This is a genomic window from Alloalcanivorax profundimaris (assembly GCF_015265435.1).
Taxonomy (GTDB): Bacteria; Pseudomonadota; Gammaproteobacteria; order Pseudomonadales; family Alcanivoracaceae; genus Alloalcanivorax; species Alloalcanivorax profundimaris.
The window spans coordinates 133,853-150,561 of record NZ_JABJWH010000001.1; the positions used below are offsets into that span (position 1 = coordinate 133,853).

General features: G+C 62.5%; 21 protein-coding genes. 2 read left to right on the forward strand and 19 right to left on the reverse strand.

Annotated features, from left to right (window positions below; translation table 11 throughout):
* Nucleotides 1–43 precede the first annotated feature (43 nt).
* From bcsQ to bfr, 3 genes are all read right to left on the reverse strand, one after another.
* Nucleotides 44–835, reverse strand: coding sequence for a cellulose biosynthesis protein BcsQ (gene bcsQ, locus HMJ39_RS00580; RefSeq protein ID WP_194295880.1), 792 nt, complete (start codon nucleotides 833–835; stop codon nucleotides 44–46).
* Complete coding sequence (locus HMJ39_RS00585) at nucleotides 826–1,233, reverse strand: hypothetical protein (RefSeq protein ID WP_194295881.1); 408 nt, start codon at nucleotides 1,231–1,233, stop codon at nucleotides 826–828. Before HMJ39_RS00585 ends, bcsQ begins: the two co-directional genes overlap by 10 nt.
* A gap of 533 nt (nucleotides 1,234–1,766) precedes the next feature.
* Entirely contained in the window at nucleotides 1,767–2,234 is a 468-nt protein-coding gene (gene bfr, locus HMJ39_RS00590) for a bacterioferritin (protein ID WP_161383013.1), read from the reverse strand.
* A gap of 266 nt (nucleotides 2,235–2,500) precedes the next feature.
* Between bfr and HMJ39_RS00595 the strand changes: the two genes are divergently transcribed.
* Together HMJ39_RS00595 and HMJ39_RS00600 are read left to right on the forward strand one after the other, a co-directional pair.
* On the forward strand, nucleotides 2,501–2,800 hold the full coding sequence (locus HMJ39_RS00595) for a type II toxin-antitoxin system TacA family antitoxin (RefSeq protein ID WP_194295882.1): 300 nt from the start codon (nucleotides 2,501–2,503) through the stop codon (nucleotides 2,798–2,800).
* On the forward strand, nucleotides 2,772–3,290 hold the full coding sequence (locus HMJ39_RS00600) for a GNAT family N-acetyltransferase (protein ID WP_194295883.1): 519 nt from the start codon (nucleotides 2,772–2,774) through the stop codon (nucleotides 3,288–3,290). Before HMJ39_RS00595 ends, HMJ39_RS00600 begins: the two co-directional genes overlap by 29 nt.
* Nucleotides 3,291–3,445: 155 nt before the next feature.
* On the opposite strand, the gene HMJ39_RS00605 is transcribed toward HMJ39_RS00600, so the two are convergent.
* From HMJ39_RS00605 to HMJ39_RS00680, 16 genes are all read right to left on the reverse strand, one after another.
* Nucleotides 3,446–4,408, reverse strand: a complete 963-nt coding sequence (locus tag HMJ39_RS00605; protein WP_194295884.1) for a nucleotidyl transferase AbiEii/AbiGii toxin family protein — start codon at nucleotides 4,406–4,408, stop codon at nucleotides 3,446–3,448.
* On the reverse strand, nucleotides 4,405–5,133 hold the full coding sequence (locus HMJ39_RS00610) for a DUF6088 family protein (protein ID WP_194295885.1): 729 nt from the start codon (nucleotides 5,131–5,133) through the stop codon (nucleotides 4,405–4,407). The genes HMJ39_RS00605 and HMJ39_RS00610 overlap by 4 nt, the downstream gene beginning before the upstream one ends.
* Before the next feature lie 149 nt (nucleotides 5,134–5,282).
* Entirely contained in the window at nucleotides 5,283–5,780 is a 498-nt protein-coding gene (locus tag HMJ39_RS00615) for a hypothetical protein (protein WP_194295886.1), read from the reverse strand.
* 29 nt (nucleotides 5,781–5,809) lie between these two features.
* A complete protein-coding gene (locus HMJ39_RS00620; RefSeq protein ID WP_194295887.1) occupies nucleotides 5,810–6,178 on the reverse strand; it encodes a hypothetical protein in 369 nt (122 codons plus the stop codon).
* A gap of 3 nt (nucleotides 6,179–6,181) precedes the next feature.
* Nucleotides 6,182–8,161 carry a nucleoside-diphosphate sugar epimerase/dehydratase gene (locus HMJ39_RS00625; protein ID WP_228462070.1) on the reverse strand — a complete coding sequence of 660 codons (1,980 nt, stop codon included), beginning with the start codon at nucleotides 8,159–8,161 and terminating at the stop codon, nucleotides 6,182–6,184.
* A 104-nt stretch (nucleotides 8,162–8,265) separates the two neighbouring features.
* Nucleotides 8,266–9,498: an O-antigen ligase family protein gene (locus tag HMJ39_RS00630; protein ID WP_194295888.1), complete on the reverse strand. Its 1,233-nt coding sequence runs from the start codon at nucleotides 9,496–9,498 to the stop codon at nucleotides 8,266–8,268.
* A gap of 17 nt (nucleotides 9,499–9,515) precedes the next feature.
* Nucleotides 9,516–9,944: a hypothetical protein gene (locus HMJ39_RS00635; protein WP_194295889.1), complete on the reverse strand. Its 429-nt coding sequence runs from the start codon at nucleotides 9,942–9,944 to the stop codon at nucleotides 9,516–9,518.
* Nucleotides 9,944–10,609, reverse strand: coding sequence for a type II TA system antitoxin MqsA family protein (locus HMJ39_RS00640; RefSeq protein ID WP_194295890.1), 666 nt, complete (start codon nucleotides 10,607–10,609; stop codon nucleotides 9,944–9,946). The genes HMJ39_RS00635 and HMJ39_RS00640 overlap by 1 nt, the downstream gene beginning before the upstream one ends.
* Before the next feature lie 400 nt (nucleotides 10,610–11,009).
* Nucleotides 11,010–12,188: a DegT/DnrJ/EryC1/StrS family aminotransferase gene (locus HMJ39_RS00645; protein ID WP_194295891.1), complete on the reverse strand. Its 1,179-nt coding sequence runs from the start codon at nucleotides 12,186–12,188 to the stop codon at nucleotides 11,010–11,012.
* A gap of 64 nt (nucleotides 12,189–12,252) precedes the next feature.
* Complete coding sequence (locus tag HMJ39_RS00650; RefSeq protein ID WP_194295892.1) at nucleotides 12,253–12,552, reverse strand: type II toxin-antitoxin system RelE/ParE family toxin; 300 nt, start codon at nucleotides 12,550–12,552, stop codon at nucleotides 12,253–12,255.
* Nucleotides 12,549–12,770 (reverse strand): addiction module protein, encoded by a 222-nt coding sequence (locus HMJ39_RS00655; protein ID WP_161383022.1) that lies wholly within the window; start codon nucleotides 12,768–12,770, stop codon nucleotides 12,549–12,551. The genes HMJ39_RS00650 and HMJ39_RS00655 overlap by 4 nt, the downstream gene beginning before the upstream one ends.
* Nucleotides 12,771–12,875: 105 nt before the next feature.
* Entirely contained in the window at nucleotides 12,876–13,832 is a 957-nt protein-coding gene (locus tag HMJ39_RS00660) for an Rpn family recombination-promoting nuclease/putative transposase (protein ID WP_194295893.1), read from the reverse strand.
* A 185-nt stretch (nucleotides 13,833–14,017) separates the two neighbouring features.
* A complete protein-coding gene (locus HMJ39_RS00665) occupies nucleotides 14,018–14,404 on the reverse strand; it encodes a type II toxin-antitoxin system VapC family toxin (protein ID WP_194295894.1) in 387 nt (128 codons plus the stop codon).
* Nucleotides 14,404–14,703: a type II toxin-antitoxin system Phd/YefM family antitoxin gene (locus HMJ39_RS00670; protein ID WP_194295895.1), complete on the reverse strand. Its 300-nt coding sequence runs from the start codon at nucleotides 14,701–14,703 to the stop codon at nucleotides 14,404–14,406. The genes HMJ39_RS00665 and HMJ39_RS00670 overlap by 1 nt, the downstream gene beginning before the upstream one ends.
* Before the next feature lie 55 nt (nucleotides 14,704–14,758).
* Nucleotides 14,759–16,183 carry an MBL fold metallo-hydrolase gene (locus tag HMJ39_RS00675; RefSeq protein WP_323370796.1) on the reverse strand — a complete coding sequence of 475 codons (1,425 nt, stop codon included), beginning with the start codon at nucleotides 16,181–16,183 and terminating at the stop codon, nucleotides 14,759–14,761.
* A 15-nt stretch (nucleotides 16,184–16,198) separates the two neighbouring features.
* Complete coding sequence (locus HMJ39_RS00680; RefSeq protein ID WP_228462071.1) at nucleotides 16,199–16,561, reverse strand: NYN domain-containing protein; 363 nt, start codon at nucleotides 16,559–16,561, stop codon at nucleotides 16,199–16,201.
* Between the last annotated feature and the right edge of the window lie 148 nt (nucleotides 16,562–16,709).

Sequence of the window (16,709 nt, forward strand, 5' to 3'; positions counted from 1 at the left end):
GGAGTCCCCCCCGCTGCTCCGAAATCGTCGCCATTAAAGTCCCTCAAGAAGCGCCGCCCGGCACCTCCACCGCGGTGCCGCCGATCTCCGCCAATTGTTGTAGTACCCGGTTCACGCACTTTTTGAAGTCGGCGGCGCCACGGCAATGGGGCGCCTGTTCGAACACCGACCGCTGCCGGGCGTTGGCTTCGGGAAAAGCTTCATCACGGTGGATCTCGCCGAAGAGCTCCGAACCGTGGCGCTGTTCCATGAATTCCGTGATTTCCGTATTCAAACGTTGCCTGGGGTCCACCTGATTAAGGATGAAACCATGGCGGCTGCCGGCGGGAACGTCCTCCGGAAAGAAATCCCCGCTTTCCACCCTGGGCAGCAACGACAGAGAGGCGGAATCGGCCAGCAAGACGGTAATGCGCAAATCCGCCAGCCGGCTCACCGCCCACAGGGCGCTGGAATCCCCCGGCGGCAGGTCCGCGATCACCACCGTGCCCGGCGTGGACGCCAGCGAGGCCAACGGGCGGTTGAGGAACCCGGGCTCTTCCAGGGCGCGGTCGAACACCTGGCGCTCGAAACGCGGCACCTCGCCATAGGCCAGCAACTGGATGCCGTCGCCCACGGTGCGGGCCAACGGACGCCAGTCATCCCGGTCCACGGCGGAATGCACATAGCCGGCACTCTCGCTCAGCGGCACCCCGAAATGCAGACGCAGGGCGTTCTGCGGATCGAAGTCAATGACCGCGACCCGGTAGCCGAGACGGCGAATGCCGTAAGCCAGGTTGGCGGCGCAGGTGGTTTTACCAACGCCACCCTTGGGTGAATCAACGGAAATCAGCGCCATGCATCAAACCCGGACGGACGATTAACGGCTTGCCGCTCGGCGATACGCCGCAGCAGCGCTTTCAAGGGCGTACCATTGTAAGCGTCTTCCACCGTTTCCCGCGAAGGCTCCGCCGCCGCTCCGGAGAGCAATGAGCGAAACCGGGGCCGCGCCGGCTCGGCGGCGGCCTGCTGAGCCGGCATCGCCAAGGGCGCCGGCTCCTCGCGGACCTGAATCTGCGGGCGCGGCGCGGAATCCCCACTCTCGCCGCCGGCCACTTGATCCAGCAAAGTCCATCCGGATGCCCGGGGCGCCGCGCGTTCCGGCTGGGAAGCGCGACCGCCGACCGGTCTGATGTTGAAATCCCTTTCCCCCGTTTTCCTCCTGAAACCGTCCTGTTCGTCGTATTGTTTCGTCATCGCGTTTTCAGTCCGCCAGCCAGGTACAGTGAAAAAAGTGTGATATATCTCACATTTCACTCACAGATCGAGAGCCTACAGAATCGAGCAAGAATTGTACATACGTTAACCAATGCATAACGCTTGTTACATTCATAAGCCCTTGCTATGGGTCAATTAGGAGCCAGAAATCCTGGCCTCCGCCCCGTCCGGGCCCACCTCTCGACATCGTCGGCACTGTACCGTAAAGCCCGTGAGAATGCGTGAACATATGGATAGGGAAACATCCGGTATACAAATTATTTCCCTTTATCAATTGCGGCCCGGCCGCCGGCCCGGCAGGCTCTTGAGGTCGAGCGTCCATGACTCCTCAGGGAAGGGAGCACCGCCGGCACACATCGACCGATATTCTCCATCGTGTCGAACCAAAAAAGGCGCCCCCTCGGGGGCGCCTTTTTCTTGGCGTTGCGATCAACGCGGTGGGCCGCTGCCGCTGCGCGGCTTTCGCGGCTGAAGCCGCTCCTACGGCGGCCCTGGACAGCGGCGGATCCCGCTCAGGAAATCTGCGACTGCCGGTAGTTCCGCTCACCAATGTGCTTGATCAACCGCAACTGCTGCTCCAGCCAGTGGGTATGATCCTCCTCGGTGTCCTCAAGCTGCTGGCGCAGCATGTCCCGGGTCACGTAGTCCCGCACCGACTCGCACAGGGCGATGGCGTTGGCCAGGTTCTCGCGCACCTCGTACTCCAGGCGCAAATCCGACTCCAGCATCTCCATGAGCGTGCGGCCCGGATGGATCGCGTGGGGCGTCATGTCCGGCTCGCCCTCCAGGAACAGCAACCGGCGCAGGATCGCGTCCGCGTGCTCCGTCTCTTCCTGCATCTCATGGTTGATGCGCTCGTACAGGCGCTGGTAGCCCTGATCCTCGTACTGACGCGAATGCAGGAAGTACTGGTCCCGGGCGGCCAGCTCACCCCGCAGCAGATCCCGCAAGCACTCGATCACGTCCGGATGACCTTTCATGGAACACTCCTGAATCACGGATAGCCGAAAACCCGGGCAGTATGCCCTCACGGCCCGCCACTTACCAGCCCAAAGCCAAAATTTTTCAATGAATTCAAAGGGTTATTGGACCAATAAAAGAAAAACGAATCGCAACAAGAAAGGTTATCAGGCAGGGGCGGCACGCACCGTATGGCAGGTGCCAATCTGGCACCAATATTGAGGATCAGGCAGGTTTGTGCCATATTGGCACCAAGTTAATCGAGCCATCACGATAGAGGTGTCGCATGGCCACCACGGAAAAAGAGAAACGGCTGGTAGCACGCGCCAAACCCGAGATCCATCGCCGGATCGCGGAGGCGGCGGAATTGCAAGGCGCCACCGTCTCGCAGTTTCTGCTGGACGCGGCCCTGGCGCGCGCCACCGAAGTCACCGAGCAAGCAATACGGATCAACACAAGCCGCGAAGCCTTCGAGCATATGATGACGGCCCTGGACCGACCGGCACGGGACTTGCCCGAACTACGGCGGGCGGCACGACACTATAAGGATGTAGTGGATGACCCGGATCAGGAAGCAACAACTTAGCAGGGAGCACGATCGCGCCGGCTTTGACTGCGGCGTCGAGGCACTGAATACCTTTATCCGGAAAACCGCTCGCCGCCAGGACGAGCGGCACCTCGTGCGCACCACGGTGCTGGTCGGCGCCGACCAGCCTTCGTCCATACTCGCGTACTACTCCACCGCCCCCTGTGAAATCATGCCGCCGCCCGGCGTAAAAGCCTGGAAAGCGTACCCCCACCCCGTGCCCTTTCTGAGAATGGCGCGACTCGCCACCGATCTGAGCGTCCGGGGACGCGGCTTCGGCGAACTGGCTCTTGTTTCAACCATCAGGGACGCGGCCCTTATCGCCCGCCGGTTCACCGCCATAGGCGGCCTGGTGGTCGATGCGAAGGACCAACGGGCCGCCGCGTTCTATACGAAATACGGCTTCATCGGACTTGAAGACGACGGGCTACGGCTCTTTCTGCCGATTCAGGATTGCGTGGCGCTTACGGATGACGCGCCCGATCAATAGCGGCGACTTAGAGGCCGATCGCGACTGAAGCGGAGCGCCGCCCGGTCGCTTCTACCGTGGCTACCTCGGCTTCTATTAGCTGTCAGCCTGGCCTATTAAGACGTTTACCTTGATGACCCGGTGTGAGGGCACTGCATCTTGTTTTTACGGCCCGTTTAAAGAGATTCGAGAATGCGCGCCAGACGCGACAGCAAATCAATGACCTCATCCGAGGTCGGGAGCTCGCCCGCGTACACCAGCTGAGCGAACCTTCCCTGGAATTCATCCGATACACGAGGCCAGGTAGCGCTTGGATCCGCGAAGAGGTCGGCTTCGTGGAGCGGCGGGTCAAGCCACTCGGAGGCTTGCGGGAAAACCTTTCTGTCAGCATCACACACGGCCCTTAGCATCTCCCTGAAGCCCTCATTCTCCAAATAGGCCGCGTGCTCGCTGTGGCGGAAAATCATGCAGAGATCATAAACATGTCGAATCCTGGACCTGAGGTACCTGTCGTCCTCCCCCTCTCGACTCGCCCGCACCAGAGCGATGACCTTCTCGGCAGCTGTCCGGTTCACGTCCAACACTTTCAGTTGAAAAGACTCCAGCTCGTACCGATTGACAAGATCACCGTTACCGGAGACTGAAAGATGGCCCGCCACCAGGGATTCTACCCGCCCTTTCGAGTTTGGCTCTGGCGTGGCCATTGCGTTGATTTCCAAGAGTAACTCGTCGGATGCGGGTCCCAGCGATGCGTTACCATCCAGACGAGGGTATTCGTAGAACGTTTTACGAAACCTTCCGTGCTTCGATTCCCCCGGGTGATCCGGTAGGTAAGTGAGGTCTTTCGTGATCTCCGCCTCCACCGCCTTGAGCTGCCTTCTCAGGCGTGCGCTACCGCCCTCAGGCTGACACACCGCCAGATCGACATCCTCGGAGAAACGATGAATGAGGCCATGAACCTTTGAGAGAGAGGTTCCGCCTTTGAACACGAAATTTTCATGGTGCTCGGATGACGCAAGATTACCGAGAACCTTGGTAACCCAGTAATCTTTCTCAACGTAAGCCTGAGGCAACCCCATACCATCGGCGGTTGCCAGAACCAGCTCTTCAAAGACGTCCCTGTCTTGATGCAGTTTCACCCAAACCTCCATTTTCGCGATAAAGGCCAGACCTCGGGATCGAGCGGCACCTTGTAGCGGGTGACCGGGTTCAGAGACGCCTCCAGGCGTTGAAACCCGGCCCATCCTCCGGTCTCCAGTATCAAACCCAGTAACGCCCTCACCATCGGCGGATAGTAATCGACGGCCAGATCGATCAGGCGGCTCGTTCCGGAATTGTCGAGCTTGTCGATCCGCGCCATCAGTTGCTCAAGCACCACCTGCGGCGTGGTGTCCGGAATGCGCCGAATATCCTTTAGCGCATCAAGCAACTCCAGCGCGGGCACATTGCATTCCAAAACCGGCGCCCTAGCGGTAATCATACGCACGGAAAAGGTTTTCAACTCCATGCTATTGGCGGAACCGCCATGGGCCAGGGTCACCACCCTGGGCAACTGGGTGGTCAAACCCAGACGGTTATACAAACTCAGGCCTGTGATATAGCCGACCCGGTGGCCAGCGCGGTACAGAAACGGCCTCAGCTTCTCGGAATCCTTGAGAGGGACCTCACCCAGCACGCCCCGGCGGGGTTTGTAGAACTGCCCCTTTCTAAGCCGCTTCAACTGGCCGGCCTCGACCAAACGGCTTATCGCCTTGACCACCGCCACCGGCGCCTGCCGATAGGAAGGCAACGCGTCATAACCGAAGACGCGCCCCTCCGGCGCCAGGGACACCTGCTCTCGAATCTGGGATTGAATGCTACTCATGGACCACCTCCAGAACTGGTCATTTTATGATCACCGGGCCAAATCGACAAGTTTTTCATGTTATAAACATGACATTAGGCATAAAGGTGCGGATTATCGCGACTGAAGCGGAGCGCCGCCCGGTCGCTCCTACCGTGGTATCCGGAGGGTCAGGTGGCGAGCTCGTTGATGCGTTTGAGGATGGCCAGGTCCTTGTCGAGGATGCGGCTGACAGGGAAGTCGTGGCATGGGAGGGTCAGCACGACCTGGTGGAGGGCGGCGCACCAGCCGGTGAGGGTGTCGAGGCCGGCGGCGGCGCGCTCGCGGCGCCAGTCGGTGAAGGCCTCTTCGATGTCGGTGGCGGCTTCGCGCCGGTAGCGGGCGGCCTGGGTGTTCAGGTAGGGCACGCCGAGGTCGAGCTCGGCGAGCAGGATGTGGGAGCGGACCAGCGCCACGCAACAGGTGGTGGGATAGCGCGCCAGCGGCGTGGTGGCGCGGCAGCCGCAGTCGGGGGCGGCGAGCTCCGCGGCGGCGTGGCGCAGGCAGGCGTCGGTGAGGGCCATGAGCGCGGGCTGTTGTTTGATGTTACCCAGCCAGCGTTCAAAGACGGCGCCATTAAAGGACACACGAATGAACGTGACGCCCTCGAGAAGGTCGATCAGTTGCATAACACACCCCAGAAAAGAGAAAAGATTTTTTATTTATCGGTGGAGCCCAAACGCCGCGCGAGCGGCGCCAGTGACACCGCCGCCAGGCCAACGCCGGCCAGGTTGGCGGCCATGTCGTAATAACTGAAAAAACGGGATGGCTGGATCAGGTGCTGGAGCACCTCAAGGTTGATCGCGATCAGCACCAGCGCGGTCCAGAACGCGCCGGGCGAAGGGCCCGGCAACGCCAGGCGGGCGGTGCCGGTCATGGCGGCCAGGGCGGCCGCGTGCAGGAGCACGTCCGGGCCCAGCACGGCCACCGGCGCCACCGTGTCCTGGGGGGCGAAGATGCCGGCCAGGCCGATGGCCCAGCACAACAGCGCCAGCCCGCGCCACGCCGGGGAGCCCGGACGAAGCATCGGTCAGTGCACGGGGCCGGTGGGGGTGTCCAAGGGAGCGGCCACGCTGGCGGCGGTCTCGCGCAGCGGCGTGAGTGGCTTGGGCAGAGTGCCAGGGGCATCGCCGGACAGGCCAGGCGTGTAACCATGCACGTAGCTGCGCAGCAGCGCCTTGATGCCCTCGCCGTCGCCCCGGTCCAGGGCGCCGCGCAGGGCTTCCAGGGCGCGGTGCATCTCGTCCATGCCCAGCATTTCCTCACTGGCCTGCATGATCATTTCATGTTCGGTGTGGGTGCTGCACTCGCCGATCAACAGTTCTTCATAAAGCTTTTCGCCGGGGCGCAGGCCGGTGAAGGCCACCTCGATGTCGCCATCCGGGTTGCTCTTGCTCCGCACGCTCAGCCCCATCAGACGAATCAGGGTGTGAGCCAGATCGACGATGCGAACCGGCTCGCCCATGTCCAGCACGAACACTTCCCCGCCCCGGGCCATGGCGCCGGCCTGAATCACCAGCTGCGAAGCCTCCGGGATGGTCATGAAATAGCGGATCACGTCCGGGTGCGTCACGGTGACCGGGCCGCCGCGCTGGATCTGGTGGCGGAACAACGGCACCACGGAGCCCGACGACCCCAGCACATTGCCGAAGCGCACCATGGAGAACACGGTGCCGCTGCCACGGGAGGCCATGGCCTGCAGCACCATCTCGGCGAAGCGCTTGGTGGCGCCCATCACGTTGGTGGGGCGCACCGCCTTGTCCGTGGAAATCAGGATGAAGTGCTTCACCCCCGCCGCTTCGGCGCCCTGGGCGGTCTCCAGAGTGCCGAGGATGTTGTTGCGCACGCCGGCGGCCGGATTGCCCTCGACAATGGGTACGTGCTTGTAGGCGGCGGCGTGGTAGAGCGTCTCGATACCGTGGGCCTCGCACAGGCGCCGCACATAGCCCCGGTTGACCACCGAGCCGAGCATGGGCACCACCTCGGCGGTGACGCCGGCGGATTTCATCAGGCCCTTGAGCTCACGCTCGATGTCGTAGAGCGCCACCTCGCTTTGTTCCAGCAGCACCACGGAGGCCGGGTTCAGCTTGATGATCTGCCGGCACAGTTCCGAGCCGATGGAACCGCCGGCGCCGGTCACCAGCACGTTCTTGCCGGTGATGCAGCGGCCGAGCAGGTCCGGGTGCGGCGGCACCGGGTCGCGGCCGAGCAGATCCTCGATGGCCACGTCCTTGATCTCTTCCAGGCGCGCCTTGCCGCTGGCGATGTCCACGAAGCTGGGCACCGTCTGCACGCGCACGCCCAGTTTCTCCAGCCAGGTGACCAACGCCATGCGGCGGTGGCGCGGCATGGACGGCATGGCCAGCAGCACCGTGCGCACCTTGCCCTCCTCCACCATCTCCGCCAGGCGGCCGCGGCCGCTCACCGGCACGCCGGAGAGCACCATGTTCTGCTTGCCCGGTTCGTCGTCGACGATCAGCACCGGGCGCAGCTCGCCGGCGGCCTGCAGCGCGGAGGCCAGCTGGCCGCCGGCGGCGCCGGCGCCGTAAATGGCCACCGGCTCACGGTTGAGGTAGCCGGACACCAGGCGGAACAGCACCCGGCGGGCGACGAACCGGCTCGCCCCCAGATACAGCACCGACAGCACCCAGAAAATCACGAACACCGAACGGGGCACGTCCAGTGTCATCATGTAGGCCATCCCCGCCAGGGTCACCACGGCGGCGCCCATGCCGAACACGATGGACCACACCGCCTCGGCGCCCAGGTAGCGCACGATGGATCGGTAAAAACCGCAGATGTAAAGCGAGACCAGGGAGATCGCCACGCTGGCCGGTACCAGCCAGAGCGGCTCGACGGCGACGTCCAGGGAACTGAATCGCAGTGCGTAGGCGGCCCACAACATCACGGGCAAACCCAGGGCGTCCACGGTCAGCATGATGGCGCGTTTCTGCCAGCGTCGGCTGTCCAGAATCGCGCTCAGCAACCCATGCTCGGAAAGAGAGGCCATGACGACGTTTCCTTGTCGCGGTGCTGATGAAAAGAAAGATAACGTTTTGTGAAGAACAGCACGTTACCAGATGTTGAAAAAATATTCACTTTTGACTCACCCCCTCATTCGGGGGGATTCGTGCCCTTTTTGTTGGCCTTGAGTAAGCACCAACAAGCGACAAAAAGTCCCAAATAACAGGACAAGCCGCGCACATCGCGCAGCATGGACTGGCTCAGCCCGAAGCCGGCGAACGCGGTGATCACCACCAGGCCCGCCGCCGCCAGCGCCCGCCCGCGACGGTCCGGGCGCGCCCGCAAGTGGCGGGCGAACAACCACAACGGCACGCCGTACAGGGCCAGCAGGGAGAGCAGCCCCAGCAGGCCCCGCCGCGCCGCGGTGTCCACGAAATCATTGTGCAGCTGGTCGTAGCGGCTGATGCCGCGATAGTACTGGCCCTGGTCCACCCATTGGTCGCGGCGCGCCTCCAGCCGCCCCTCGCCCCAACCCAGCCAGGGTTTCGCCACGAACAGCCGCCCGCCGGCACGCCACATGTCCAGGCGCGCGCCCAGCGACGAAGCGGCATCGCCCTGGGCGTAGTCCCGCAGGTTGTCCACCGCCTCGTCCACCCGGTCGCGCACCCCGCTTTGCGGCAGCAGCGCGCCGCCGATGAGCACCGCGGCGAGCACCCCGGCCAGGGGCCACAACCGCCGGCGCGGCAAGCCCTCGCCGAACGCCCAGGCCAGCACCGCCAACAACAGCGGAAACACCACCCAGCCGCCCCGGGTGCCGGAAAACACCGATGCCAGCACGCCCAGCACGCCGGCCAGCAGAAACCAGCCACGCCGGCGCCCTCGCGCCAGAAACGCCACCAGCGACAGGGTGCCGAGCAACAATGCCAGGTTGCCGAAGGGAATGGCGTTGATGCCGCTGTTGGCCCGGTGCCGGCCCAGCCAACCGAACTCGTAGGCGGCGATGCCGCCGGCCAGCGCCGCGCCCAGGGCCGCGCCTACCCAGAGTCCGTTGGCGGAGGGCGGCCGGCGCCGCCAGGCCAGGCCCACCCAGGCGGCCAGGAACGGCCACAACGGCAGGAACAGCCCCTGATTGCCCTCCCCCACCGGCCACACACCGGTGCGCCACACGTCCAGGCACCACACCCCGCCAAACGCCAGCAACGCCGCCAGGCAGAGTGCGTCTTCCCGGTCCGGCACCGGGGCCACGGCGGGCCGCGCCAGCGCCCAGGGCACCAGCAGCGCCGCCACCAGCGGCACCACGTAATAGGTCCCGGGCACCACCAGCAGCAACGCCAGGAACCCGGCCAGCAGCGCGGTATGGAGAGAAGCGATGAATGTCGTCAAGCCAGTCCTGGCGCAGGTCAGGATTTGAGGGAAAAATCCGGATCGGGGGGGATGACCACCATCGGCAAAGAAGCCTTCATGGCCATTTGGGCAAAATCTTGCCGCCAGTACGGCCAGACGGATGAAATAACACGTTCACTGATTAACTCGTCGATGGCCAGACTTTGCAAACCGACCTCGGTGGAAAAGAGCAGACCGTACTGTGCGTCAATAGTCGCGGCGATGCGCTCTTCCCCATCTTCCGAATGAACCCACCGCAACCCCACGGACTGAACGAACCGGACAAGAGAAGGCTGCTCCATATCGGGCAAAACACTCCAAGAGGTAATACTGGCCATGGATTCCAGCGCGTAAGCGTCCCAAGAATCCACAAGCGCCGGAAAAAAATCCTTATCCATGGACAACGAATGGGAGCGAAGCACGATATCCACCAACTCCATGCGCATTAGTGCCTCCTTTGAATGCCCGGCGCATTCATTTTATTCCATCGGGCGTGGGGCGGCTGCTCTGGCTCTTCCTCGGAGGTCGGCGCCAGTGTCTTCACCAAACTTCTGATTATTTTTTCAGCGTGCAAAGAACGGCGATAAGCCCGTGGATCACGCATGCCGGCCATAATCGAAAGAGTGCTGTCATGGATCCAAGAATAGGTGTCAACCCAATCCTCGGGATGGCCTTCAACCACTTGGTTCTCAATGTGGGGCACCCCGCCGTGCCCATGCAGCCACACTCTTAGCCGTGGAATCTGATCATAAGCGCGGAGCAAACGGTCCATCGCTTGGGACTGACACACCTCATCAGCCTCATACTTGGCAAAGGCCACGGGCCCGCCACCGAATAAGGTGGCGGCACTTTTCTGAGTCAGCCCCCACCGGGCCCGCAGAGCCTGGATTTCGCTCCCGGTCAGCAAACCCTCGGTCCGTTTACGGAACGCGAGCCTCTGGCGGCGATTGAAGCGCTCTTGTTCCTCACCATAGGAAATACTTCCGCATGCCTCGCATTCAGTAAAACGAACCAGTACATCCCCGGAAATATCACCCGCGGTTAGCGTACTGGTTTCTTCACGAGCACGCAGAGCCTCTTCACCACAAACGCCACAGCACATCGTTTCCATCCCGTTATCCTCCTCACCCCTAACTAGAAGGGTGACACGACAACATATAAATCTGGATACCCGTTTTTGTTATTGAGAACTTCAAGTAATAAGTTACCGGAAACTCTCGCCATACACGTCCAACATGACGGCCATATGTGAACTCATATATCCAGTCGTCGGCTGCGAACCAGTGCCCCTTTTCATTCCGGCACCACACAGCTTGACGCCAGCGCCCATATTGCATGGCATCGGATAAAAACTGTGTAAAGGGAATGGGCTCATCCTGAGCCTCATCCCGCCCCGGCTACCGCACGGGCCTGAAAGCCCTCACCGGGGTCCATTTCTCATCCTGAAAGTTCTTGATTACGGCATGGGAAACCGCTTTGCAATGGTATTTGGCAGCATCGCACCATGCCGGTCAGGCCAGGGTGGCGCGGGCCATGACCGCCTGCAGGGCGGCGACGGTCTTTTCGATGTGGGCGGGTTCCAGGGTCGGGTGCACCAGGAACATCAGGCTGGTCCCGCCCAGCTCGCGGGCGGTGGGCAGGCGCTCGTCGGGGGCCAGGCCCAGGTCCTGGAAACATTTCTCCAGATACACCTCGGAGCAGGAGCCGGAGAAACACGGCACGCCCATGCCGACGATGCGGTTCATCACGCAGTCCCGGTTCCAGCCCGGGGCCAGGGTCTCCGGGCGCACGAACACATAGCACTTGTAGCCGGCATGGCCGGCTTCCGCCGGCACCGTGGGCACGCGCAGGCCGGGCAGCTCAGCGGCGGCTTCCCAGATGGCTTGGCAATGGGCCTGGCGCCGGCGGGTCCAGTCCGGCATCCGGCCCAACTGAATCCGGCCGATGGCGGACTGCATCTCGGTGAGGCGCCAGTTGGTGCCCACGCTCTCGTGCAGCCAGCGGAAGCCGGGCGGGTGCTCGCGCTCGTAGACCGCCTCCCAGCTCTTGCCGTGGTCCTTGAAGCTCCACATGCGGGACCAGAGATCACGGCCGTTGACGGTGACCATGCCGCCCTCCCCGCCGGTGGTCATGATCTTATCCTGGCAGAACGACCAGCAACCCACATGACCGAAGCCGCCCACGGAGCGGCCCTTCCAGGTGGCGCCGTGGGCCTGGGCGCAGTCCTCGATCACCAACAGATCGCGGGCCTCGGCCAGGGCCATCATGGCGTCCATGTCGCAGGGCCAGCCGGCCAGATGCACGCAAATCACCGCCTTGGTGCGCGGCGTGAGCACCGCGGCCACGGTTTCGGCGGTGATGTTCTGGCTGTCCCGGTCCACGTCCGCGAACACCGGCGTGGCACCGGCGTTGAGCACCGCCGTGGCCGAGGCCAGGAAGGTACGCGGCGTCACCACCACCTCATCGCCGGGGCCGATGCCCAGGCCGCGCAGGGCCAGATCCAGCGCCAGGGTGCCGTTGGCCACGGCGATGGCGTACTCGGTGCCGGCGAAAGCGGCGAACTCGCGCTCGAATTCGCGGCCTTCCTGGCCGGTCCAGTAGTTCACTTTATTGGAAAGCAGCACCGCGCTGGCGGCGTCCGCCTCTTCCTGGCTAAAGGAAGGCCAGGGCGGGAAAGGTCCATTCAGCATAATTCAGTCGAAATCCCTTCAGGGGGTGGGTAGATCAGAGTCGTGGGAGCGATACAGAGGTATCTTAATCGGACGAAAGCAGCCGCGTGCGCATCTTGTCAGGCGAGCGCCGGCAATCCAGGACCGCGTATACCCGGATCAGGTTCTCCTGGACGCGGTAATAAACAGCGTAGGGAAAGCGCCTGGACAACAGACGATAGTAGCCAAATATTTGAGCGTGAAGACCGCCGTACAGTTGCAACGAGTCGATATCCGAGAACAAGGAGTCCAAAAAGTACTGGCCTAGCCCCTCCCCTTGATCCTCGTAAAAGCGAGCACCGGCCAGCAAATCATCGGCCGCTTGCTCGAGAAGCTCGATTTTCATTGGAACCGGTCGCGTATACGCTTTTTCGCGTCCGGCCAAGCGCTGAAGTGGCTCTTGCCCTCTTCCACACTATTGGCACGCTCTTCCAGCACGTCTTTATGCCATTGGGGAGCGGGGATGCTATCTGGTGCTTTTTCACTCAAGTCCACCCACAGCGCCTCAAGCACACGCAGCTTTTCTTCAATGCTCATTTGATCCAGATCCAACGAGATCGTCATCCGTCGCTCCTCGCAAAGTGGTGCAAGAGAAATTCATTGTAACCCCACGTCCCATCGAGCCGCCAACAACCGCCCAAAGCGCAACGACGGCCGCGAGCCTTCTGGCTACTGGAACACCTCATCAAGGGTGGCGGCGTCGTAGAGACGGTCGATCCAGTTTTCCAGCTCGGCACGGGTGGCGGCCTCCAACCGGTCGTTCACTTCCGAGGGCACGCCACCGAAACGACGCGCTAACTGGCGGCGCAAAATGGCGCGAGCTTCATTGGTGGAGCCTTGCTCGAGGCCTTGCCGCAAGCCGGTCTGGAGGTGTTCGTCCTTCCATTCCTGAACGGTATCTCTGGCCATGTCATGGGCCTCCTGCAGATCATGAATCTCGGGTAGATTGGCGCCAGGCGCCCAATGACGCAACCGGCGGCGCAACCACTCCACGAAACCTCGCCTCAAACCTTCTTGCTCGGGCTTGTCCAGCCAGTTTATCAAAAGTCCAAGGACCTCCGGCACCTCCGCCAGTGAGCGATGGTGCTCAAGCCGGAATAGCGCCGCCACCAAGTTATTCAACGGCGCCAGCCTGTCCATATCGAAGGCACCTTCGTCGATAAGCAAAAATGCTTGGTCCGGCTGATATTCGGCCAACGCCGCGGGACCGGGCTGGGCCAGTTGCGAAACGCATGTTGGCGCTCGCCAACGCGCCTCACCGTTGTACAGCACAATGGGAAATACCGGCGGTAATTCTCGTGCGTCATCCAGCTCCTGGCGGCGGATCACATCCTGATACAACAAACCGGTGTAACTCAGAATACGCACCGCCATGAACCGATCCACCGTCGACTGAAACTCCAGCAGCAAGTAGATATAGATCCAGTCATGCCCCCACCGCACTCGCCAGATCGCATCGCTGTGACGGCTGCGCAGGTCATCGCTGACATAACTGCCGTTCATCTTTTCCAGGGAATCGAGATTCAGCTCGGCAACCCATTCCTCGGGCACGAAGCCTGTGAGCAGGTCGCGCACCATCTCGGCATGGGAAAACAGCAACCGGTAACTGGTGTCGTGATCATCCATGGGGCCTCCGTATTTGCTCTGGAGGCAGTGTGGCCGGGATGAAAAGAAAGCGATGTCAGCCGGCACCCTGGATCGTTGTCAGCCAACGACGACACGATATGTAGGCCCTGATAAGGCGGTGGGGCGATAACGGCAGGAGCAAACTGCCCCCGGGTTCGGCGTACCATGGATCGTTGAAGGAAGGCTTACTGCCGGGGGCGGAAAACCCGGATCTCCAATTCCTTGATGTGCCGGTAATGACGGTCGTTCGCCGTCACCAATGGCACGCCGAGATACAGAGCCCCCGCCGCGATCAGGGCATCCGCCATTTGCATGTTATGGCTCAGAGCGTACTCCTCCACCAAGAACATCGCTCTGGCGGATATTTCCTCATTCAGATGCAGAAGGTCCGCCCCCCAAAACCGGAGTGCACGGCGCAGCGTCCGCAGTTCCTGGTTGTCACGCAGCCCCTGCAACAATTCCATATAGCTGACGGCCGACACAATGAAAGGCTCGCCACCATCCAGCAGCCGTGCCGCCGCTTCATCTCCGCGCAGATTCCAAATCAGGACGTCCGTATCGACCAGGCTCATCAAAACTCCCTGGGGCGACGCACTCGTCTGACATAGGCATCCACCGCGTTTTCATCAGGCGCGGGGCCCGGTTCATCACGGTCCCGCCATAGCCCGAAAGCCGGATTACGTTCGGCTCGATAGGCCGGCGCTTCGCCCTCACGCACTTCCGGACGAGCAGCGCCTTCGGCCTCCTCGCCGAGGGGAACGAGCCTGGCACGGGGCTTGCCCCGGTAGGTAATGATGACCTCCTCCCCCCGGTCCGTCGCGGCAATCAGGGTTTTGGTGCGCAAACGCAGGTCTTTAGTGGTCGCTTCCATATCGACTCCTCAAGTTACACTCCAAAGTGTAACGGGAATGCCAGCCCACGCCAAATCACGGGGTGGTACGCAACGGGCGGCCTTTTTGCTGGTAGCGGTGCTTGAGGGCGGCGGCGAGGGCGCGGCGGGCGTGGGGCTCGCCGTGGACGATGCGCACCTGCTCGGGCCACCGCGCCATGCCGGTGACGAAGTTCACCAGGCCGGCCTGGTCGGCGTGGGCGGAGTAGCCGCCCAGGGTCTCGATGCCGGCGCGGATAACGTGGCGCTCGCCGTCCAGCTCCACATAGCCGCCGCTCGGCCCGTAGGTCTGGATATCGCGCCCCGGGGTGCCGGCGGCCTGGTAGCCCACGAACAGCACATTGTGGCGCGGGTCGCCGAGCATCGCCTTCAGGTAATTGACGATGCGCCCACCGGTGCACATGCCGCTGGCGGCGATCACGATGGCCGGGCGGCGGCTCTCCGCCAGGTGGCGCACCATGCGCTGGTGGGCGGCGTGGTCGTCCACGGTAAGCCGCTGCTCGAAGGCCAGTGGCCGGCGCCCGGCTTCCCGGCGCGCCCTCGCCTCCTGCGGCCAGAAGCGCGCCAGCGCCCGGTACACCCGGGTAAAGCGGCGCGCCAGGGGCGAATCCAGAATCACCGGCAGCTCGTTCCAGGGCAAACCGTCCGCCGCCTCCTGGTCGCTCTGCTCCTGGATAATCGTCTCCAGCTCGTACAGCAACTCCTGGGTGCGCCCCAGGCTGAACGCCGGGATCAGCACGGTGCCCTGGTCTTCCAGGGCACGCCGAATCACCGCCGCCAAACGCCGGCCGCGGCCGGCCCGGTCTTCATGCTGGCGATCCCCGTAGGTGCTCTCGATCACCAGAGTATCGCAGCGCTCCGGCGGCACCGGCGGCTCCAGCAACGGCGCATGGGGCGCGCCCAGGTCGCCGGAGAACACGGTGCGGTGGCCCGCCACCTCGCACTCCACGTAGGCGGAGCCAAGAATATGCCCGGCCCGTTGCAGCCGCACACGGGCCCCGTCCCCGCCCGGCACCGGGTACCAGGTGTCATAGGGCAACGAGACCAGCCGACCGCGAACCACCTGCAGGTAGCGCTCCACCGCCTCAGTCTGGCGGCTCAGGCTCAGCTTGAAGGCATCCTCCAGCACGATGGGCAGCAACCGCGCCGAAGGCTCACTGCACAGAATCGGCCCCTCAAAACCGGCGGCCAGCAGCCAGGGAATACGGCCCACATGGTCGATGTGCACATGGGTCACCACCAGCGCGACCACACGGCTCACATCGAACTCGATGGCCAGTTGGTCCGCCCCGCCGCGCGGCGCGGCGTCCTCGCCCTGGAACAGGCCGCAATCGATCAGCAGGCTGGCATCCGGTCCCAGCACCAGCTCATGGCAGGAACCGGTGACGCTCTGGGCACCGCCGTGATGATGGATGGTATTGGTGTGTCGTGATGTGCAACCCACGGAAGCAGAGCTTGGCACGCTAATAGCTCGTGATCACGAATGGCGAGCCTGAGGTTTGGCACAAACTGAACGCAAACCGTCAATATGCTCAAATAGATCGGGCCGAATTGTTGCCCACATAGGGTCCAAGACGAAATCAATACCTTCTCTTCGCGCCAATTTCGCTGCCGGAACAAAATCAGCATCGCCCGAGACCAAAACGATCTGGGTCACTTGCCGCTTATATGCCAAGGCGGCAATATCCAGCCCCAAGCGCATATCGACACCTTTTTGCTTCAAATCAAGATTGAAATCGTCATCGCTGATGTCACTCCATCTCCTCCGTCCTGATGTTAGATCCTTCAGGGCATGGGGCTTTACCCGCCAATGAATATGGTTCGCCGGTATTTCCCCCATACGAAGAGCGACCTTGCGATGGCCGCGCAGCCGCCTGTGGAACTCGTTACGCCACTTGGCAATGTCGGGTTCTACCCCGTTACTGCGGACACTTCTAAAAAGAGGCACACTGTGCCAAAGGAGTGTTCATGAACAAACGCAGAAGATA